The sequence below is a fragment of the Shewanella sp. S23-S33 genome (assembly GCF_043359565.1).
GTDB lineage: Bacteria > Pseudomonadota > Gammaproteobacteria > Enterobacterales > Shewanellaceae > Shewanella > Shewanella oncorhynchi.
Genome location: NZ_JBHFFD010000014.1, coordinates 131,060 through 151,202 on the forward strand (window position 1 = coordinate 131,060; position 20,143 = coordinate 151,202).

Genomic DNA, 20,143 nt, shown 5'->3' on the forward strand with positions numbered 1-20,143 from the left:
CTTGGCTATCCACATCACCAAGGCGGCACAAATAACATGAGAACACCTATGACTAGCCATACTCTAGATCAATTCAATAGCAATAACGAAAAACTCAGCCCTTGGCCGTGGCAAGTCAACGATGCAGAGCTGTGCTTTGATATCGACGCATTAGGCAAAAAACTCAAAGATTTAAGCCAAGCCTGTTACTTAGTGAATCACAGTGAAAAAGGCTTAGGCATAGCGCAAACAGCCGAAGTCACCACAAGCGACAGCCAAGCGCCACTAGGCTCACACCCCGTCAGCGCCTTTGCGCCCGCCCTTGGCACCCAAAGTTTAGGCGACAGTAATTTTCGCCGCGTACACGGGGTTAAATACGCTTACTACGCTGGCGCTATGGCTAACGGTATTGCCTCGGAAGAACTGGTTATCGCGCTGGGCCAAGCGGGCATTTTGTGTTCGTTTGGCGCGGCGGGGTTAATCCCATCCCGCGTTGAAGCGGCCATTACTCGCATTCAAGCGGCGCTACCCAATGGTCCTTACGCCTTTAATTTAATTCACAGCCCAAGCGAGCCCGCATTAGAGCGCGGCAGTGTTGAGTTGTTCTTAAAACATAAAGTGCGCACGGTCGAAGCCTCGGCATTTTTAGGCTTAACGCCGCAAATCGTCTATTACCGCGCCGCAGGTTTGAGCCGCGACGAACATGGCGAAATCGTCATTGGCAACAAAGTCATCGCAAAAATCAGCCGCACCGAAGTCGCGACTAAGTTTATGGAGCCAGCGCCAGCCAAAATCCTCCAGCAACTAGTGAGTGACGGCCTTATCAGCCAAGACCAAATGGCGATGGCGCAACTCGTGCCGATGGCGGACGACATCACAGCCGAAGCCGACTCAGGCGGCCATACCGACAATCGTCCATTGGTCACGCTATTGCCGACGATTTTGGCGCTCAAAGATGAAATCCAAGCTAAGTATCAATATAAAACGCCCATCCGTGTTGGCGCAGGCGGCGGCGTCGGCACACCCGATGCAGCATTAGCCACCTTCAACATGGGTGCGGCATTCATCGTCACAGGTTCTATCAACCAAGCTTGCGTCGAAGCGGGCGCCAGCGAACACACACGTAAGTTACTCGCCACCACAGAAATGGCCGATGTGACTATGGCGCCTGCCGCCGATATGTTCGAAATGGGCGTGAAATTACAAGTGGTTAAGCGCGGCACTTTGTTCCCGATGCGCGCCAATAAGCTTTATGAGATCTACACCCGTTACGATTCGATTGATGCCATCCCTGCGGACGAGCGTAAAAAGCTCGAAGAGCAAGTGTTCCGCTCATCACTCGATGACATTTGGGCTGGCACAGTAGCCCACTTTAACGAGCGCGATCCTAAGCAAATCGAGCGCGCACTGGATAACCCCAAACGTAAGATGGCGCTGATTTTCCGCTGGTATTTGGGTCTATCGAGCCGCTGGTCAAACACAGGCGAAGTCGGCCGCGAAATGGATTACCAAATTTGGGCAGGCCCAGCGCTCGGCGCATTTAATGCGTGGGCCAAAGGCAGTTATTTAGATGACTATAAGGCCCGTAATGCGGTGGATTTAGCCAAACATTTAATGGTGGGCGCAGCATATCAATCCCGCATTAACCTGCTGTTATCCCAAGGCGCGAGCATTCCAGTTAGCCTGCAACGCTGGAAACCATTAAATCGTTTTTAAACGTATTTAGCTCATATCATCTTGTATTATAAGATCATAATATCTTCAAGCCGACACAAACTCACAGTGTCGGCTTTTATTTGTCTTTACTTATGAACGACATCAGCTCACAGTCTTTGATTCAACGTATTAGGCTGAAACTCTTACCGAAGCTTAGGTAAAAATTGCCTACCCCTCTTTTAATTCACTCACACCATTTTAAATAAAATGATTTAAATTATATTTAAAATCAATTAACTACTTAAAATTTTTAAAGTTGGCATTAAGATCGCAATCAAGTAAGAGCCATTAGCCGTTACCTTACAAGTGACACAAACGGTCATGAGAAGGATTAATACAAGGGCAGGAGGTTATTATGCTAGGTTGGACATTAGTATTTCTAGTTGTTGCCGTGATTGCCGGGTTGTTAGGATTTGCTGGGATTGCTGGCGCAGCGGCGGGAATAGCGAAAATCATTTTCTTCATATTTATTGTGTTATTAGTGATTTCTCTGCTGATCAATGCCCTTAAGGGTAAATCACCGCGACTATAATTTTTTTTAGAAAAGGAGATAGATATGAAACCATTTACCCTGATGACAAGTGCAGCATTCGCATTATTACTCGCCCTAGGTTTAACGGCCTGTAGTGATAACAAAGCCGAAGACGCGGGCGAAAAAATCGATGAAGTAATGACTGATACAGGTAACGCCATCGAAGATGCCTGTGAAGAAGTCAAAGAAGGTGTTAAAGCTAAAGATACTAAGTGCTAAACAAACCTGACTTTAGGGTGGCAATAGACTCGTCTACTGCCACCCTTTTGGTTTAGACTCGCTCATTTCTGCATCTCTCATCTCGACATCTATCCATTCAAGTGCAACGATTTTAACCAAGAACAATGGCATTGGAGGACTTGCATGCTAACGAAGATCCACATCAAATATTTGTACACTGCAGGTGCAGTATTGTTAGCCTATTTTGCAGTAACAGACACTTCTCCCCTGCTCACTTTCATTTGTGCATGGACAAGTCTGTCACTGTTTTTAGTCGGTTCCGCCTATTGGTTTAATCTCGCCAGTATTTTTAGAAAACGCCAAGATGGCACTATTCCTTGGTATATTCGTTGGGGTTTTATTCCCTTTTTATTAGGCTGTCGACTCTATAACCACTGGGCCAGAAAATACGATTCAGTACCGCCCATGCAAAGGATTGATGAACATCTGTATCTCGGCTGTAGACTCTTTTCCGCAGATCTGGAAAAGATTAAAGCCAATAAGATCACTGCCATTCTGGATGTCACCGCTGAATTTGATGGCTTAGATTGGTCGCAATTTGAAGATCATATCGAGTATTTAAATATTCCCATCCTCGACCATAGCGTACCGACTAGCGCCCAACTCAATCAAGCCGTTAACTGGCTGCACCGCCAAGTGCGCGCCAATAAACAGGTACTCATCCACTGTGCTATGGGTCGTGGCCGCTCAGTGCTGGTACTCGCCGCTTATTTGGTTTGTAAAGATAAACAACAGCACTTCGCCGAAGTACTGCAGCAGATAAAGCAAATTCGCAAAACCGCTGGCTTAAACAAATGGCAATTACGCGCGCTCGATCGCATGCTCAGTCAAGGGAAAATTAACATCCACAAAGTAGCGTGGATTATCGCCAACCCAGTTTCAGGTGGCGGGAAATGGCAAGAATACCGCGAGCAAATCCAAGATGAACTCAAAGCCTATTTTGACCTAACGTTAAAACTCACAACAGCAGACGAAACCGCAAATGTCTTCGCCGAGCAAGCCCGTAATGCAGGCGCTGATATTATTATCGCCTGTGGTGGCGATGGTACTGTGACTGAAGTGGCCTCTCAAATCGTCGATACGGATATCGTCTTAGGCATCATTCCTCTTGGCACAACTAATGCCCTCAGCCATGCCCTCTTTGGTTTAGGCAGTAAGCTTATTCCTATCTCTCAGGCGCTGGATAATATTATTCAAGGGCATTGCCAAGCCATTGATACCGCGCGTTGTAATGAGGCGTTAGTGTTGTTGCTCGTAGGCATAGGGTTTGAGCAACAAATGATTGAATCCGCAAACCGTGAGCGTAAAAATGCTCTCGGCCAGTTTGCCTACCTCGATGGCTTATGGCGCGCAGTGAATGCCGATATCACTTTAACCATCCAGCTCAGCTTAGATGATGCAAAACCCACAACATTGACGACCCATAGCCTAATCGTTGCCAATGCCGCACCGTTTACCAGCGTGTTGGCGCAGGGCGATGGCGAGCCAAACATGACCGACGGTTTACTCGACATTACTTGGTTGGATGCTGGCGATGAACCCAAAGAGCAGTTGCTTAGCCTCGCTGAATTAGCGATTGCGGGATGGGTAAAAGAAGGCAATAAAAATGTGCGAGATCAACAAGCGAGTGCAAGTAAAGTCCATCATGCCCATGCTAAAAAGGTCACCATCAGCAGCCAGCCTAAGTGTAAATATGTGATTGATGGTGAAGTATTTGAGCCTGCAGATCTCACTATTGAAGTCCAGCCAGCATCTCTTAAAGTGTTTGTTCCTTATCAGGAAACCACTGAGCAAGATGAGTGATCGTTGTGGAGGACATCCAGCCTAACTTTTTAGGCTGGATGACTGAGCATTTATAGAACGAACAAAAAATATAAAATATTCAACAAAATAAATATAACCAGCAGAACCAGTACCCGCATGAAATTAAATTCACTACCTTTGGGAAGTGATTTTTGAGTGGTGTTACTAAAATCCTGAAATTTACAGTCTATTGCCTGCGCACATTGCTGTAGAACTTGTTGTAATTCCTTTCTATCAGTACTGTCACCCAATATCAATTGAGCACCGTTGGGCTGATGCAATTCTAAATAAGCCAGATAATGTTGGACAGTATCTTCCGCTTGGCGATTGCGGCTGATCTGATGCCAGCGGGTGATTTGCAGCTGATAAAGTTGCACTGCTTTGATGTCCGAAAAGGCATAGGAACGCCACCGCCACAATCCCATATACCTCCCATTGAAGAAACCTTTACCGAGCCACAATTGCTGTTGCTCAGCATCTAACCAACACTGTTGCTGAACAAACGCAGTCGGTAACACGGGTAACAATAGAAACAGTGTTACCCAGCCGAGAACGAGCTGTAGTATCGGATCGGGTTGTAAATAGGTTGCTCTGGCGCAGAGTAAACCAAGCAGTAATAACCCAGCAGCAAACAGCCATAATAGAGGTCGGTACTGAGTACTCAGAGTTTGAATATAAAATGCATTTTTAGAAGGTTGATTGAGTTTCACTGAACTTGTTCCTTGTTCCAAAAATTATCTCACCATTCAATATTGACCTGTGCCAGTAACAATAAGAGGCATTGATAGTTTGCACAATCAACACCTAACTCATTTCTAGACGCTTTCGAGTTAAACCAAAGACTGACATCAACGTAAATAAACAGTTGCGATATAACTCATACTGCAAATATAAGCTGCAACTTTGCTGTTGCAGCTAAGGTGTTATTGACCCGCAGCAGTATCCTCACCGGTCCAGAGTCGCATGATACGATAAGGCGGTTTGGCTGTTTCGGCTTTTCCATTAAAGGCTTTTGCTTTATGCAATTGATTCACTGAAATATATAACCAGCCTGTTTCACCAAATTGCACACTATCTGGAAAATCCAGTAGTGGAGAACTGACCGCTGTTGTTAGTGTGCCTTTGTTATCTAGCATGGAAATGGCATTGTGGTTCAAATTGGTAAAGTAATGATTACCTTGTTTGGACGTTGCTGCGCCATCTGATACAGGCTTGGCTCCGACTAATTTTACCGTGGCGATAATTTTATCATTATTGCCTGTTTGTAAAGCCGCAGTCGATAACTGATACCAGTGAGTGCCATTCATTGCACCATAATAGAGTGTACTTCCGTCGGCAGATAAACTGATTGGATTGACCGCTACACTGGCGACTTTGCCATTAAACAATGTTGTTTTGTTATCTATGTTCATTACTGCATCCGTTTCGGCCTGCAGCGAGCTATGACCTGAAAAACGTATTGTATGACCATCGTCGATACGCACCGCTAAGAGGCCAGGGTTGGCGATATCAGCTAAATAAATCCAGCCTTTTTGAGAGTCGACAACCAAATCCTGCATAAAGCTGCCTTTAGGCGCGAGAGCTTGTGGTAGGACGATTTGTTTATATAGACTGCCGTCCTTAATGTTGAATCCCCAAATTCTTGTCTGGCCTAATTCTAACCCCATATCTGCGGTCCAGAGGTGTCCAGCCTTGTCCTGAGCAATACCTAATAAGGTATCAAATTGAGCAGTATTGGCTGTCGATGTTTTTTGCAAATCCATTGAAGGCCAAGCTTTATAAGCGTTGGTCTCACGATTAACTTCAATCAATTGCAAACCTGATGGTGTATCAAATGGATGTACTGTGGCAAAAATCCGACCTTGTGCAGTGACGCTGACATTGCCAGGTCGTATTGGCAATTCAGCGACTGTTTCAAGACTTCCTACTGCTGGGGTGGCGTTCACAAAACTACTGGCTGTCAAAGAAAGCCATAATGCTGTTGTTAATAAGTGTTTCATATTCTATCTCCGCTTTTTCTGTTTAAGGGCTGTAGAATAGGAGTTATTATTTACAAAAAAAAGAGTATAAAGTTTAGCTCTGTTTCAATATTAATTTGATAATTAATGTTTATTCAGCAGTCGTTTCACCGGTCTCGACTTGCTGCTCGTACTTGCTGAGCTTGTTGTAGAGGGTTTTAACGCTGATCCCCAGTTGTTCGGCGGTATCCGTTTTATTACCCTGAGTGGTTTCTAGTGCTTGATAAATAGCGATTCTCTCTAAATCATCTAAGCGCATGCCTTGGGGGATAACAACTTGTTCACCACCACATAAACCCACTTCATTCGTCTGAGGTAGCTGTAAATGGCTGGGTAAAATATCCTGATCGGCCAGAATATAGGCTCGCTCAATAGCATGTTTTAATTCGCGCACATTACCAGACCAAGGGTACTTAGCAATCATCTGAATACAGTCTTCAGCTAAGCTCTTATTCTGCTTTTCGGCCACGTTACGATAGGCAAGAAAATGCTGCGCAAGCCCAATAATATCCTCGCCACGTTCCCGTAAGGGCGGAACGCGAATGGGAAACTGAGCCAAACGAAAGTACAAATCTTCTCGAAATAACCCAGCCTCTATCGCCACTATGGGATCACGGTTAGTCGCTGCCACAATACGTACGTTTGCACGTTGCACTTTGTCGCCACCCACAGGACGATACTCGCTATTTTCCAACACTCTGAGTAACTTCACTTGATGATCAATCGGCATTTCGGTGACTTCATCGAGAAACAAGGTCCCGCCTTCAGCCTGTTCAAATACGCCTTTGTGATCGCGATTCGCCCCCGTAAATGCGCCTTTGACATGACCAAACAGCTCACTGTCGACCAATTCTGGGCTTAATGCACCACAGTTAATCGCAATAAAAGGCTCGTTCACCCTAGGGCTGGCAAGATGTATGGTATTAGCAACCAGTTCTTTCCCGACCCCACTTTCCCCAATAATCAGCACATTACTGCCTGTCGCAGAGACGCGACGAATTGTACGATATAGCTTGTGCATAGGAGCTGATGAACCAACAAGCAAACCGTATTGGTCTAGCTCGCTAGCAAAAGGATGCAGTCGATTAGGCGATGATGCTAAATACTGTGCAAAATCAGCAAAAATTTCGCTGATTAGCGGCATATCGTAAGGTTTGCGAAAGTGGTAACCCGCAAAATGAGACATTAACTGATCAAGATTAGGGTTTGGCTGACCGTCGGAGAGAAAAATAAACTCAATATTTGACATGGCCGCATTATCCAGCAGCACAAGGTAATCTTCACGACTAAGACTGGATAACTCAATAATGGCAACATCGACGTGATTTGCCTCTAGCTGCTCTATCCAAGGCAAGTCATCGACACTGCGTAGCTTATTAAAGTCAGCAGCGCCAGCAAGTTCGATGATTGCTTGCTCGGCGCTAACATCCTGCAAGTGATAAAAAAGTGTCAGTCGAGCCATGCGTATCTACTCCCTGTATGAAAAACTACTGTATGTCAGCCATGAAATTTTAACAACAGCAACGGTAATAGTTGCCGATGTTCTAAGATGATATCTCGATGAACTGAGAATATCAGTCTAAAAATCAGCCTGTTAAAATATCATTAAAAACGAGAACAGAATATGCATGGTAGCTGAACGAAACAAAATCAGTTTACCCAAGCAGTTAAACAATCTATGTCGAACACTGGCATTAGGAGGCCCATAATGAAGTCTAATGTTGTGCAACATCAGACTGATATCCGCGCCGATATCATGTTGATCGATGAAATCATCAAGCTGAATCAAGAAGGACTCATATTTTACAACCAAGCGAGGAGGTATGTCGAAGACTATAATCTTAAACGTGTTTTTTCCGCCAAAGCTAACATCCACCAACGAATGTTAACTCGGTTTGAACAGCTGAGACGTTTGGCTGACGAGCCAATTAATGGCCTAAGTCACACCGTGCCCGTCACTTATACTCAAGCAACAGAATTGCTGCAACAGTGCCAAATTTCGCAGGCTATGACCGCCCTTGTCGATATAGAGCAGCAAGTGCTAATCCAAATAAAACAAGCAGTAAGGCAAGCGCATCAGCCACAACTTGCAAACCAACTTGCAGAGGGCGCCGCTTGGCTGCAAATGAGTTACGACGGTACGGGATCGCTCAATCACCATTAATTCCCTGTCGCTAAGTGAGCCATATTTAACCGACTCCCCTCCACTTTTATTACAGACATAATACCGCACTGATGAGTGCGGTTTTTTATGCTCGAATGATGGCTCAGCATGCCAGAAAAAATTACATTTTGTCGGTAAAAAAGACCGACCAAAAGGAAAATCCCAAGGTATAAAAACGCCAGATAAAACAATTAAAACATTAAAAATCATCATCTTAAAAACATTGGCACGATTAGCGCATTATCTAGCTTCGAGAAAACAACGGAGGATATGATTATGAAAACTACAACAGCATCAGTACTAGTGGCTTTACTTGTCGGTTCAATCAGTTTAAATGTGGCCGCCGCCCAAGATTGGAAAGGCGGAACCAAGGATGCGTGGATCGATGGAAAAGCAGAAACCACTTTACTGCTCAACACAAATCTCAATTCCTTCGACATCATTACAGATGTCAAAGATGGTAAAGTGACGTTAACAGGTAAAGTGGAAAGCAGTGTGGATAAAGCCCTCGCCACAGAGCTCATCAAGAGCTTAGATGGGGTGAAAGATGTCGATAACCAACTCACTGTGATGAATGAAAAAGAAGGCACCAGTGAAGTTGTTGCCACCTTAACTGACTCTAAAGTTGCCACAGTCATCAAAACGCGTTTACTGTTTTCAACTGACGTATCCGGCACCCAAATTAATGTGGATGTTGCCAATGGCATAGTCACATTGAAAGGTGAAGTTGCCAGCGATGCAGAACGTCAACTAGCACTGAAAATTGCCGAAAATACCGACGATGTGAAAAAGGTCGTTGATAAAATTAAAGTGGTTAAAAAAGTGTCTTAACTCTCGCGACAACGGCATTTTTTAAATTAAACGTATTTTAAGTAACAGCACACCGATCTAGACTCAAGGTTCGATAGTGCTTTATGAAAAAAGAATCAAAAAAACCAGCCTCAGCTGGTTTTTTTTATGCCCATTTTCAGACTCAATCGAAAAGAATTACTCGCTTAAATTAAGAAGGGTGAATTCAGATGACTCGAATGATAATAAAGGAGAAGAGTTACAGAAAACTGAGCTAAAACGCAGGCGTTACTCAAGCTTCAAAGCCAAACTAAGCTTCAAAGCCAAACTGGAATGCATAAAAATGTTGGCCATTCTCAATATTGATGGTCATAGTGCCAGTTAACCCCTGCAACTCCCCCGCCCCAGAATGGGGTACCACTTCTAAGATCAGACGATTTTGTCCATCGGTCATAATGCCAAAATGTTGTAATACAAAACTGCCCTGCTTACCGCACAAATTACCAACCACTTGTTCAATGGCCACATAGCCAGCTGAGCCCTTGACTGACGTCATAGCACTGAGCATTTCCCCCTTGCTGCGCCCCTCAAGCTCACCATAAAAGGTTTTATCTAAGCCCATACGTCCTAACGTCACACCACCAATGCCAGTAGCATAGGGGCTATCAGGAGTGAGCTTAACATCAAATTTCCCAGTGATTTTGCTAACTTGCATGACACTCTCCTTGTCGAAATCTTATGCTGACCTATTGCCTGCTAACGCTTGCTACTGAAGCAAACATCACCCACTGACCGAAAAACAACTTAGCATAAGCCTGCGTAGATCCATAATGGCATTTACACGCTACTTATGTATGCTGGTCTCACTCACTATCATCTCTATGGTTTTGACTATTTCAGGGCTTTCAGACATGGGTTGGTCAGACGCTCTATCGCGATAAGTCACAGCAATTTTGAATGGGGCTTCGAAAGGATAAACAGGTTCAATACTATCCACCTCGATTCGATCACCAAGCATGACACTGCCTAAGTGTTTCAAGCTATTGTGTTTAAAATCCAGATTAAACAATCCAAGATACCAAAATACGCCTGAACCTTGAGTCGTCACAATAAAGGGCGCCACAAAAGGCATAGTTTGCATTTTAGGATCATCTTGAATCGGTGCGTCACTTTGGGTGTCCGGCTCTAGAGCGGGATCGAAATTTAACGGTGTAATGCGTAAGTAATCAAGTAATGCTCGACCTTTTACCTCACCATCTTGGTAGTCGCCCATAGCAAACTCTGTTTGTTTGATCTTAATAAAATGAGTCAATGCAACGGACTTGCCGCCCTCAGGCAGTATTATTTCAACAGGATTGGCGGTATTTAAGCTAAAGAGTTTAAGCATCACTTCTGATGCATTCGCCACAGGCTTTACCTCAAAAGGTGTCACAGTTTCGATCTCATTCGCCTGAGCCTGAGTTTTTTCATGCGCCATGGCTTCATCGTATTGCATCACCTGTCCATCTTCCATCACCATATAAATATCATCATTGGTCATGTTGAAACGGTAAATACCCGCAGCAAGTAAGGCTAATACCACTAAGGTTGCCGCTATGGTTAATTTTACAAACGTACTCATCTTCTCTCCCCAATCGCGCTCGTTATGCGCTACTTTTCTAACACCGATAAACTTCAAATCAATGTCGGAGCAGTATTACAGATACTGAGTTAAAGCGAAGTGGGTAAAGTGTAAAAAATGCCGCTATTTTGAATTTTGTCAGGCTAAGTTCAGATTGTCCTTAGCAAAGATAACTAAAGGCATTGAATTTTTATCACCTTACCGTCTTCAAGCTTAAAAAATGCATCTTGCGGCATGTCTTGTGCCCATAAAGCTTGATAATCCAGATCCGCATAAATACCGCGAAACACGGCCCCAGATAAAGCATGAGAAACGACAATGACACGTTCAGGTACGCTCGGATCGTTCAGCCAATCCTTAAGACGCTCAGTTATACTGGCAAATGACTCAGCATTTGGAGCATAGGTATACCAGTCGACGATGTGACTTAACTCAGGCTGGGTTTGCTTAATGTCAGGGACGCGCTGCTGTTCCCAATCACCAAGACCAAATTCAATTAAACGCGCATCCTTTTGTAACCGTGCAATAGGAAAACCAATTTGTTGACAAATAATTTCGGCAGTCTGTACTGCTCGCCCTAAAGGACTAACATAAAATGCCCATTCATCCACACTGTAGATACGCTGCATCAGTACTTCCCCAACCGCTTGTGCCTGTAACTTTCCCAACGCCGTTAGAGGAGAATTACAACGTCCCTGTAAACGTAACTCTGCGTTAAATTGTGTCTGCCCATGACGTAATAGATAAATCGTTTTTTTAATCAATTTGAGAACCTAGAAACATATTGCTGAAATACAGACTTAGTGTTATGTGCTAAGCTACGCTTTGGCATTGATAATGGGAAATGTCATTATTCAGTATCAAATGACGTCCTTTAGCATCAGAATGTAAAATACTCAAACTTACTGGACGAATGGTATTCCAAAGTGTTTCAGAATTTTGTTCAGTCAGGAAATAATTAGTCAATAATTTAACCATCAAAGATTCTAATACAATAAGCACATTACCACTGTATATCATGCCAATATTTTCAATGATTTCAAAAAGACGTTTCTCTACTATTTTTAATTGAGCATAAATAGATGAGCAAAAACCACGGGATTGCAACATCATAGTATGAATACACAGGGTTAAATCAAAACATTCTCCATTAACGTCAAAATCGGCTTTAAAATCCTCCAATGCTAACTTTTTAATCACAGATATGGATTTTTTCCGTCCCCGGTTTAATATTCCAGCCGTTTCTATCGATAATGGTGACGTGCAAGAGTATACCATTTCAAACCGAGTATCCCTCAATGAGTTTGCTAGCATATTTGCATGCAATTCTCCGAGATTAGACAGTGAATGATGAGAAGGTGCAGACAGGTCGTACACTTCTAAAGATTTTGCATCCCCTTGACTAATTAGATATATAGTAGCCAATTAAATCACCTCAAATTTTATAGTAAGTTCGACAATCTTAGCCGAGAGCAAGCTAAAGCAACCTACACTCGGCTACATTTTAGACGGTTAAAAAACGTGGCGGACACCTAATGTAATAACTTTATCGTCGCCAACATCTTGCTTTATACCAGACAATCTATATTCGCCTTCGTATAAGGAAAAATGAGTATAAACTCGAGTCGATTTAGTCACTTTTTTGTCGATACCAATAGTAAACTGGCTGATATCAACGTCAGTCACCTCATCATTTTGGCCAACAAGTTTAGAAAAGTAGCCACCTAATCCAGAACGATCTTTACCAAACTCAGCTTTTAATGTTATACCCAATAAATCGTAGGTAGCATTGATAAAATAGGAGTGTCCTTCCATATTGGAAAACGTCAAACTTTCAGTATGTTGAAATATCCCACCAAGTTTAACGTCTCCTAACTTAATTTGTGTAACAGCACGATAAGCATCAATATTAGCGATACCTTTATTAAGTGCTGCTGCTAAATAATAATGACTATTCTTGAGTTCCTTATCACCACTAGTCATACTCAATGCGTACAAATTATCATCGACACCATAATTATCTTGCATTAAGTAAGTGGCATTAAAATCAACTAGACCGAATAACTTTGGAGAGTAATACCACAGACCATCAGCACTTCGAGTCTGCCCAGCGACTAATTGATTGATATCGGCATTCGTTGTACCAAAAATATCGACTTTACCTTCTGACGTTTTAAAAACTGTATCATTTCGACCAATAAGCAAAGAGCCATAAACGGTTTCAATACCTAAATAGCTATTTCTTGCAGAGAATACTTTGCTAGAATCATTGGCACGGTTAGACGTATTATTTACGCCAAACTCCATCTTGTAGATAATATTAATGTCGTCATTTATGCTTGATTTACCTTTGAGACCAATATTGGATGAGTTATTTTCAAGATAAATGCCACTCTCGTCCACATTCACTCCGCTAGTGCCACTGTAAACAGTTGAACCTAACTCTGAATGGGTAACTGATAAATCAAGTCGCCCATAGATGCTAGGCGATTCATCTGCTGTAACAGATGCTGAATAAATGGCAAATACTAAAGCGGTTAAAATTGCTTTTTTCATCGTGTTTCTCTTACTTAGTTTGATATTAATGGTTTAAGAAGAAACTCTTTACAAAGGCCATGACAATTAACGCCATGACCGACTCGGTTTATCAATCGACCATAGTGACTTTCTTAGAACGCCATACAGAAGCTGCGAGTACAATGGATAGTATTGAAGTGCCTAACCAGAAGTATTGCGCACTACCAAAGTCATAATGCTTAACACCTGCCAATTCGGTCACTACGATTAATTTTGAAGAAACAATTTCTTGCAGGGATGCCGCGAGGTAAGAGAACAAACCAATGAAACCCTTCACTGCGCCTACCGCATTTTTAGGCATTAAGTCACAGGCCGTTAAACCGGCAAGGAATACGACTAAACCACCGATTGAAAAACCGATCAGGCCCAGACCAAAGGCATCCATAGTGCGACTCTCTGAACCCCAGAACAGTAGGCACATACCAACTATATTTGCTAAACCGTATAAGAAAGTCGGAATATGACGATTAGCATTGAATACTTTGTCAGAAATAATCCCAGATAAAATAGCCCCAATGAATCCTGCAATCGGATATGAAGACATAGCAACACCTGCATCAATCAAGGAATAGTTTTTTTCCGATTGCAGGTACAACACAGCCCAAGAACTCATGGCATAACGCGATGAATACATTGCTGCACACGCTAAGGCAATAATCCAAACTACGGGTTGTCTTAATACGAACAGTTGAGCTTTACGAATAGCGACAGGATCATGCCCTTTAACTGACTCAGGCTCTTCACCATAAGCTGTTGCAGGATCTGGTAAACCATAGGTACGAGGACGATCTTTTAGCAGCATGAACATACAAGCTGCAGCGGCAAATGCAGCAATACCAGCCCCAATAAAGCCTATCTGCCAGCCAAAAAAGCTTACTAATGAAGCAGTTAAAATCCAGCTAATTGCTTCACCGATATTGCGTGAGCCGCCCCATATAGAGTAAACACTGCCCCTTTGTTTAGGAGAGTACCAATGGAAGATTGAAACACATGAAGGAGCAGAACCCACGGATTGGAACCAGCCATTCATCCCCCAAAGTACTACAAAGAATACCCCTGCAACCCCCATTCCCATTGCCATGCAAGCAATAGAGGAAAGCATCAAGGAAACAGACATAAAACGGCCAATGTTGGCATAATCCGCTAAAAATCCATTTGAGAACTTACCAAATGCATAAGTAAAGAAGAATGCTGAACCCATCAAGCCTAATTCTTCAATGGTTACAACACCTGCGTCGAGCATAGGTTTTTTAACCACACTCAACGCCATACGTACTACATAAAACATGGCATAGCCGAACACTAAGCCGATAAAAACCTGCCATTGATATTTTTTATAAATTGAACGAATTTTTTCGGGCGTCTCGTTCATAATAGGTAGATCAGCACCGGTTTGAAAAAATTTCTTTATCATAGCTTGCTCCAAAAGTTGGAAGTCTCGTTAGCCAAAAAGTAACGATGCACATATTAAAAATTCGTGTAACATCATTTTCACAGACACCTTAATATCCGATATGAATTGCAACAAATTGGCGAAAACGAGTTAGTTTTGACACAAACTCGTCCTAGAAGCGCTAATTCCTATGTGTTAATACAAGGCGCGAACGATAAAGATGGCTTAAGCTATTTTCAGCCCTAAAAAATCGAGTCAAATTTGACTCAACTAGAATCAAACAAGAATTTAAAATTTTAAAAATATGCGAGTTGAATCACTTAATAAGGTATTGATGCCATGAGTTACATAAAACTGGACGAAATAAATCATGTTCTGCAAATAAAAATTAAAATTTTGACTCCATTTTTATTACTACTGTGGACAAGCATAGGATTAAGCTCACTCTTTAATTCCGCCTCTGCAGCAGAACCTCTAGTGGTATTAACCACCTTTTCTGAAGAACCTATGGGCGCCTTATTTGAAGAATTCAAACAGTTAAATCCAGATGTCCCCATTCAAGTGGTATATCGCAGGACTGGACCTGCATTAAAGTGGGTAAAACAATCGTCAATACATCCGGTAGATATGATTATTTCTTCTACTCCAACCTTCTTTCGCGATTTGGATAATGCGGGGCTTATTGTCGCCCCATCAGAACGCTATGAAATGCCGCCTTGGTTAAAAATACATGACCTTACTAAAAGCAATAAAACCATAGCATTAGGCTATTCTGGGATAACGATTATGTATAATCAGCGCTACCTAGAAAAAAACAACTTACCCATACCCCATACTTGGAAAGATCTCGCTGCTGCACAATTTTCTGGGCATATCATGATGAGTACGCCCAACAATTCTGGCACCACTCATATGATGGTCGAAGGAGTACTACAACAAAAAGGCTGGATTCAAGGGTGGGCATTACTAAGGGAAATAGGTGGAAATTTGGCCTCAGTTTCAGCAAGAAGTTTTGGAGTGAGTGAGTCTATCTCTAGGGGGCTTGTTGGCGCTGGCGTTGTAATAGATAGCTATGCAATTGACTCTAAATATAAATTTGACTTTACAAATTTTAATTATCTACCCAATACCGTTATACTTCCGACTTATATTTCCGTTACTTCCCGTGGCAGAAGTAAGGCGAATGTCGAAAAGCTTATCCAATATTTTCTCTCTACTAATGGCCAAAAGCTTATAAGCTCTAGTGCCGTTGCCAAACGTTCACTGACGGATTCTAGTCTTGCTAAAAGTACACAACCCGTCATTAATGAAGAAGTACTGTTTAACAGAGCCGATATTATCAATTCATTATTCGATCAGGTGATTACCTACCAATTACCTAAACTACAACTGGCATGGAAACTTATCCACCAAGCTGAAGCATCGACCACCATTTCATCTGATGAACAACAACTCATTAGTCAAGCACGACTATTAGCGAGTTCAGTTCCTATTGATGAAGCCGAGTCTTTATCTTTAGCACTACAGAATCAATTTATACAGATTTCAACAGAGCATAAGCACACCACAGAAATAGAACAAATTTTGTACCAGTGGCGCAAGAAAAGTGAGCATCAATTAGATCAGGCTATTAGTTTAATGAACAGCTTAGTGTCCAAAAAATCATGAAAAAATATCATTTTAAAATACCAACAACATTAGGAAGCAAATTAATGCTCGCCTTTGCGAGCATGACATTTCTCAATCTATCTATAGGAGTGACTACGGCTTTTATTTGGGAAGAACTCAGTAATAAGATAAATAATATCGTAGAGCATAGTCTGCCACCACTTAATGGCGCATATATACTAGAAAGATCAAGTGGGAATATACAGACTATTATCTCTAATAGCTATAAAATTAAAGATGAATTCGATTATAAAAAATTTGAGGCTGATATAAAAAATGAAATTATAACTATTGAAAAAGCCTATATGAACAGTAACCATGATAACGAGCTACTCCCTGAACAACGGATTGCACTCGATCATTTCTCAAGTTTAATCGAAAAACAAGATACGCTATTAAAACAAAAAATAACTTACAGCCAAGAACTTAATAACTTGCAAAAACGCATCACTTGGTTACATCAAGACCTTAATGACGAAATGACGCCCTTAATGCAAGAGGTCGAATGGCACGTGACTCGCTTACTGTCACATCCGGTAGGAAATACCTCGCCCAATGCATTAATGAGTGAATTTTTTATTTTGCAAGAATTATCCGCTAAAGAAACAGAACTCTTTACCTTAGTGAATGAAATTATTGATCAAAGATACACGCGAGAATTAACGAGCGCCTTCTATTACTTAGATCAAAAAATAGTCGAAATTGAAGAGTTAGTCGAAAAACTGAAGAGCTTTCCTTCCACGATCAGCCATAGGCAAATAATGAAGAATCTAATCAACCTTATCAGCTCTAATGGTGAATTGATTCGACTCTTAAAACTGGATACTGAAGCTCAACTGGCATTATCACAATTAGCAACCCCATTAACTCAAGTGTTAACCCAATTTCACCGCAAAAACATTGCTACCTTGGAACAATCCAGCCAAGCATTCAACTCATTAAACATCAACACCAAATCTATGATAGTAAATGGAAAGTTGATTATTTTCCTTATATCCGTAATTTCTATTTTAATCAGTATTTTAGTATTGGCAATCCTCATTCGACAACGAGTATTAAAACGCCTTAATACCCTAGAAATTGATTTAAAAAATGTCGCTAACGGCCATTTAGACTGGCCGATAGCGACGCAAGGTAAAGATGAAATTGGCCACATGGGTGACTGCTTGCGACAATTCTGTGTCGATATGCAGGCAATGGTAAAAAGTAATGCTTTGACACTTATCAATAATGCCCAAGCAAGCTTGATTACATGTTATCCCAACGGGGAAATTGAATCGGCAAACCCTCAGGCATTACAATTACTGAGTTTAACCACGCTCGCCCCACAACTAACCCTTTGGCAAGCATTCCCCTCCACTAGCCAGCAAGTGTTATCGCAACAATTCGCGATTGATAGTGAGCTGCAACAAACGGGACGAAGTGAATGCATCCTCAATTTACTCAAGAATAACACCCCCCAATACTTGCATTTTCACCTGCAGGCATTCGAACACGCACGACAAGCAAAATACATGGTTACTATTACTGACATCACCAAACAAGAGCTCAATGCCCGCGAACTTGAGTCCTTAGTCGCTGACAGGACTTTAAATCTAACCTTGAAAAATCAAGAGCTAACGGCAGAAATAGAACAACGTGGCATTGCAGAAAGGCATTTACGTCAAGCGCAAGCAGATCTCATCCAAGCTGCCAAAATGGCTGCGGTAGGTCAGACAATGACAAGCCTAGCTCACGAGTTAAATCAACCACTTTCAGCAGTCAGTACCTATCTGTACAGTTGCCGTTTAGCACTAGCATCACATCAGTTCGACTTACTCACTGACATGCTAAGTAAAACCGAAATGATGAATTTACGGATGGCTAAAATTATCTCTGCTATTAGAAACTTCGCCCGAAAATCCCCCAGTAATATTGAAGCTGTTAGCCTAGATATCCGTCAACTCGTTAGTAACGCATTGGTACTAGTGGAAACCCGAGCTAGAAATGAAAACATCATTATTCATAACGAGTTAGATAAAGATCACATGATAATGGCAGACGCGGTTCAGGTAGAACAAGTACTGCTGAATATCCTAATTAACGCTATGGACGCCACCGCAAGTCAATTAGATAAACAGATCTTTGTATCAATATTCAATCAAACGAGCGCCAAATTAACACTGGCAATTTACGATAATGGCCCAGGATTTGACCCGAGTATTTTGCCTCTTATATTCACCCCGTTTAACACAACTAAGGCCGTAGGTCTGGGCCTAGGGTTGAGCATTTGTCGCTCAATACTCGAACGTTTTCAAGCTGAGATTTATGTGGCATCACACCTAAAAGGTGGCGCTATGATTATTTTGGAGTTTCACAATGCAGATTGAAAATTCGACGCAGTTTAATGTGCTACTTGTCGATGATGATGAGGATGTACTCACTGCCTATCGCCACTTATTACACCTATCAGGGTACAATGCTAAGGCAACCAACTCACCAGCTAAAGCCTTAGCGTTACTCAATGAAAACTGGAATGGGATTGTCGTCTCAGATATTTATATGCCCGCGATGAATGGCATGGACTTACTCGATGAAGTCAAAAAAATTGATCCTGAAATTCCTGTCATCATGATCACTGGTCACGGTGATATCCCACTCGCGGTCGAGGCAGTCAAACGCGGTGCTTTCGATTTCCTTGAAAAACCTCTCGACTCCGCTCAATTCTTACAACTGCTCAAACGAGCTCAACAAATCCGTCAAGGGATCATAGAACAGAGAGAGGCTATCTCTAGCACTTTTAAGGAACATCTATTCGGCACCAGTGAGCAGATCAATCTAATACGCCAACAACTGAGTCAAATCGCTAAAATAGATAAAGATGTGATGATTGAAGGACAAATGGGCACAGGTCGTCACTTAGTCGCATCTGTATTGCATAGCTTAAGTCAATACAAAAACAACAGCTTAATAATCCATGATTGCAAAGAGCATCCCACATTTTCGGAATTAGAAGCCAGTATAGTCAAAGCCCAAAATGGTACCTTAGTGCTGCGTTCGTTAACTCAGCTAGACCATGATCATCAACGCTGGCTATGTACTCGCTTACTGGATCAGGAAAGACTAAATACCAAAAGCCATCGTACGATTTGTATTTTCGATACCAATCCAGATGATGAAGTCAAAACAGGAGCCCTATTACCTGAGTTATATTACTACTTCTCACAGGCACGGATCCAATTGCCAAAACTCGCTGAACGCAAGAGTGATATTATTCCTTTATTCCGAAATTTTGTAAGCCAAAGCTGTAAGCGTTTCGATATTTCTATTCCCAAAATTGACTTGAATTATATCGATATTCTTAAACGCTACCACTGGCCAGGAAACATCCGTGAGTTACGAAATCTTGCCGAGCTCTATGCCGTTGGCATCATAAAACTTCCCGGTGAAGAAACCCTCAAACTAGTACAAACCCCTGATGCACCGTTGGATGAGCTCGTTGACGCCTATGAAAAACAAGTAATTGAAAATATTCTGTATCTTTGTTCAGGTAGAGTCACAGATGCCGCAAATTACTTAGGGATACCTCGGAAAAAACTGTACCTAAGAATGAAAAAGCTCAATCTAGAAAAGGATAAGTTTAAACCTAAGTCCTAGATACTAT

The 20,143-nt window shown here is 42.1% G+C and carries 18 protein-coding genes; 9 read left to right on the top strand and 9 right to left on the bottom strand.

The annotated features are described in order from the left end of the window. The first annotated feature begins 48 nt into the window (after positions 1–48). The 4 genes from pfaD to ACHA99_RS03865 all read left to right on the top strand — a co-directional run bounded on the left by pfaD (position 49) and on the right by ACHA99_RS03865 (position 4,270). Positions 49–1,695, top strand: a complete 1,647-nt coding sequence (gene pfaD, locus ACHA99_RS03850; protein ID WP_198572148.1) for an eicosapentaenoate synthase subunit PfaD — start codon at positions 49–51, stop codon at positions 1,693–1,695. 355 nt (positions 1,696–2,050) lie between these two features. After that, positions 2,051–2,227, top strand: coding sequence for a DUF1328 family protein (locus tag ACHA99_RS03855; RefSeq protein ID WP_028760636.1), 177 nt, complete (start codon positions 2,051–2,053; stop codon positions 2,225–2,227). A gap of 24 nt (positions 2,228–2,251) precedes the next feature. After that, entirely contained in the window at positions 2,252–2,446 is a 195-nt protein-coding gene (locus tag ACHA99_RS03860) for a hypothetical protein (RefSeq protein ID WP_028760637.1), read from the top strand. Positions 2,447–2,590: 144 nt separating this feature from the next. Further along, positions 2,591–4,270, top strand: a complete 1,680-nt coding sequence (locus ACHA99_RS03865; RefSeq protein ID WP_393941139.1) for a diacylglycerol kinase family protein — start codon at positions 2,591–2,593, stop codon at positions 4,268–4,270. A 50-nt stretch (positions 4,271–4,320) separates the two neighbouring features. On the opposite strand, the gene ACHA99_RS03870 is transcribed toward ACHA99_RS03865, so the two are convergent. The 3 genes from ACHA99_RS03870 to ACHA99_RS03880 all read right to left on the bottom strand — a co-directional run bounded on the left by ACHA99_RS03870 (position 4,321) and on the right by ACHA99_RS03880 (position 7,750). Then, the gene (locus ACHA99_RS03870; protein WP_263266406.1) at positions 4,321–4,980 is read right to left on the bottom strand and encodes a hypothetical protein; all 660 of its coding nucleotides are present in this window, start codon (positions 4,978–4,980) and stop codon (positions 4,321–4,323) included. 213 nt (positions 4,981–5,193) lie between these two features. Further along, complete coding sequence (locus ACHA99_RS03875) at positions 5,194–6,270, bottom strand: major royal jelly family protein (RefSeq protein WP_263160693.1); 1,077 nt, start codon at positions 6,268–6,270, stop codon at positions 5,194–5,196. Between the two features lie 109 nt (positions 6,271–6,379). After that, positions 6,380–7,750: a sigma-54 interaction domain-containing protein gene (locus tag ACHA99_RS03880; protein ID WP_393941141.1), complete on the bottom strand. Its 1,371-nt coding sequence runs from the start codon at positions 7,748–7,750 to the stop codon at positions 6,380–6,382. Positions 7,751–7,996: 246 nt separating this feature from the next. Here ACHA99_RS03880 and ACHA99_RS03885 point away from each other — a divergent pair, with 246 nt between their 5' ends. Further along, entirely contained in the window at positions 7,997–8,452 is a 456-nt protein-coding gene (locus ACHA99_RS03885; protein WP_393941143.1) for a glutamyl-tRNA reductase, read from the top strand. A 276-nt stretch (positions 8,453–8,728) separates the two neighbouring features. After that, positions 8,729–9,283, top strand: a complete 555-nt coding sequence (locus ACHA99_RS03890; protein WP_105249747.1) for a BON domain-containing protein — start codon at positions 8,729–8,731, stop codon at positions 9,281–9,283. Between the two features lie 268 nt (positions 9,284–9,551). Here ACHA99_RS03890 and ACHA99_RS03895 read toward each other — a convergent pair whose 3' ends face one another. From ACHA99_RS03895 to ACHA99_RS03920, 6 genes are all read right to left on the bottom strand, one after another. Further along, the gene (locus tag ACHA99_RS03895) at positions 9,552–9,956 is read right to left on the bottom strand and encodes a DUF3224 domain-containing protein (RefSeq protein ID WP_131525327.1); all 405 of its coding nucleotides are present in this window, start codon (positions 9,954–9,956) and stop codon (positions 9,552–9,554) included. A gap of 129 nt (positions 9,957–10,085) precedes the next feature. Beyond that, positions 10,086–10,862, bottom strand: coding sequence for a hypothetical protein (locus ACHA99_RS03900; RefSeq protein WP_393941146.1), 777 nt, complete (start codon positions 10,860–10,862; stop codon positions 10,086–10,088). 173 nt (positions 10,863–11,035) lie between these two features. After that, the gene (locus tag ACHA99_RS03905) at positions 11,036–11,626 is read right to left on the bottom strand and encodes a histidine phosphatase family protein (RefSeq protein ID WP_393941148.1); all 591 of its coding nucleotides are present in this window, start codon (positions 11,624–11,626) and stop codon (positions 11,036–11,038) included. Positions 11,627–11,675: 49 nt separating this feature from the next. Next, entirely contained in the window at positions 11,676–12,287 is a 612-nt protein-coding gene (locus ACHA99_RS03910; RefSeq protein WP_393941150.1) for a hypothetical protein, read from the bottom strand. Positions 12,288–12,374: 87 nt separating this feature from the next. Beyond that, positions 12,375–13,418, bottom strand: a complete 1,044-nt coding sequence (locus ACHA99_RS03915) for a porin (RefSeq protein WP_393941152.1) — start codon at positions 13,416–13,418, stop codon at positions 12,375–12,377. Positions 13,419–13,509: 91 nt separating this feature from the next. Continuing rightward, on the bottom strand, positions 13,510–14,853 hold the full coding sequence (locus tag ACHA99_RS03920) for an MFS transporter (protein ID WP_393941154.1): 1,344 nt from the start codon (positions 14,851–14,853) through the stop codon (positions 13,510–13,512). Between the two features lie 318 nt (positions 14,854–15,171). Between ACHA99_RS03920 and ACHA99_RS03925 the strand changes: the two genes are divergently transcribed. The 3 genes from ACHA99_RS03925 to ACHA99_RS03935 are packed head-to-tail and all read left to right on the top strand — an operon-like array spanning position 15,172 to position 20,136. Beyond that, the gene (locus tag ACHA99_RS03925) at positions 15,172–16,500 is read left to right on the top strand and encodes an ABC transporter substrate-binding protein (RefSeq protein ID WP_393941156.1); all 1,329 of its coding nucleotides are present in this window, start codon (positions 15,172–15,174) and stop codon (positions 16,498–16,500) included. Further along, entirely contained in the window at positions 16,497–18,869 is a 2,373-nt protein-coding gene (locus ACHA99_RS03930; protein WP_393941158.1) for an ATP-binding protein, read from the top strand. The genes ACHA99_RS03925 and ACHA99_RS03930 overlap by 4 nt, the downstream gene beginning before the upstream one ends. Further along, the gene (locus ACHA99_RS03935) at positions 18,859–20,136 is read left to right on the top strand and encodes a sigma-54-dependent transcriptional regulator (protein WP_393941160.1); all 1,278 of its coding nucleotides are present in this window, start codon (positions 18,859–18,861) and stop codon (positions 20,134–20,136) included. Before ACHA99_RS03930 ends, ACHA99_RS03935 begins: the two co-directional genes overlap by 11 nt. The last annotated feature ends 7 nt before the right edge of the window (positions 20,137–20,143 follow it).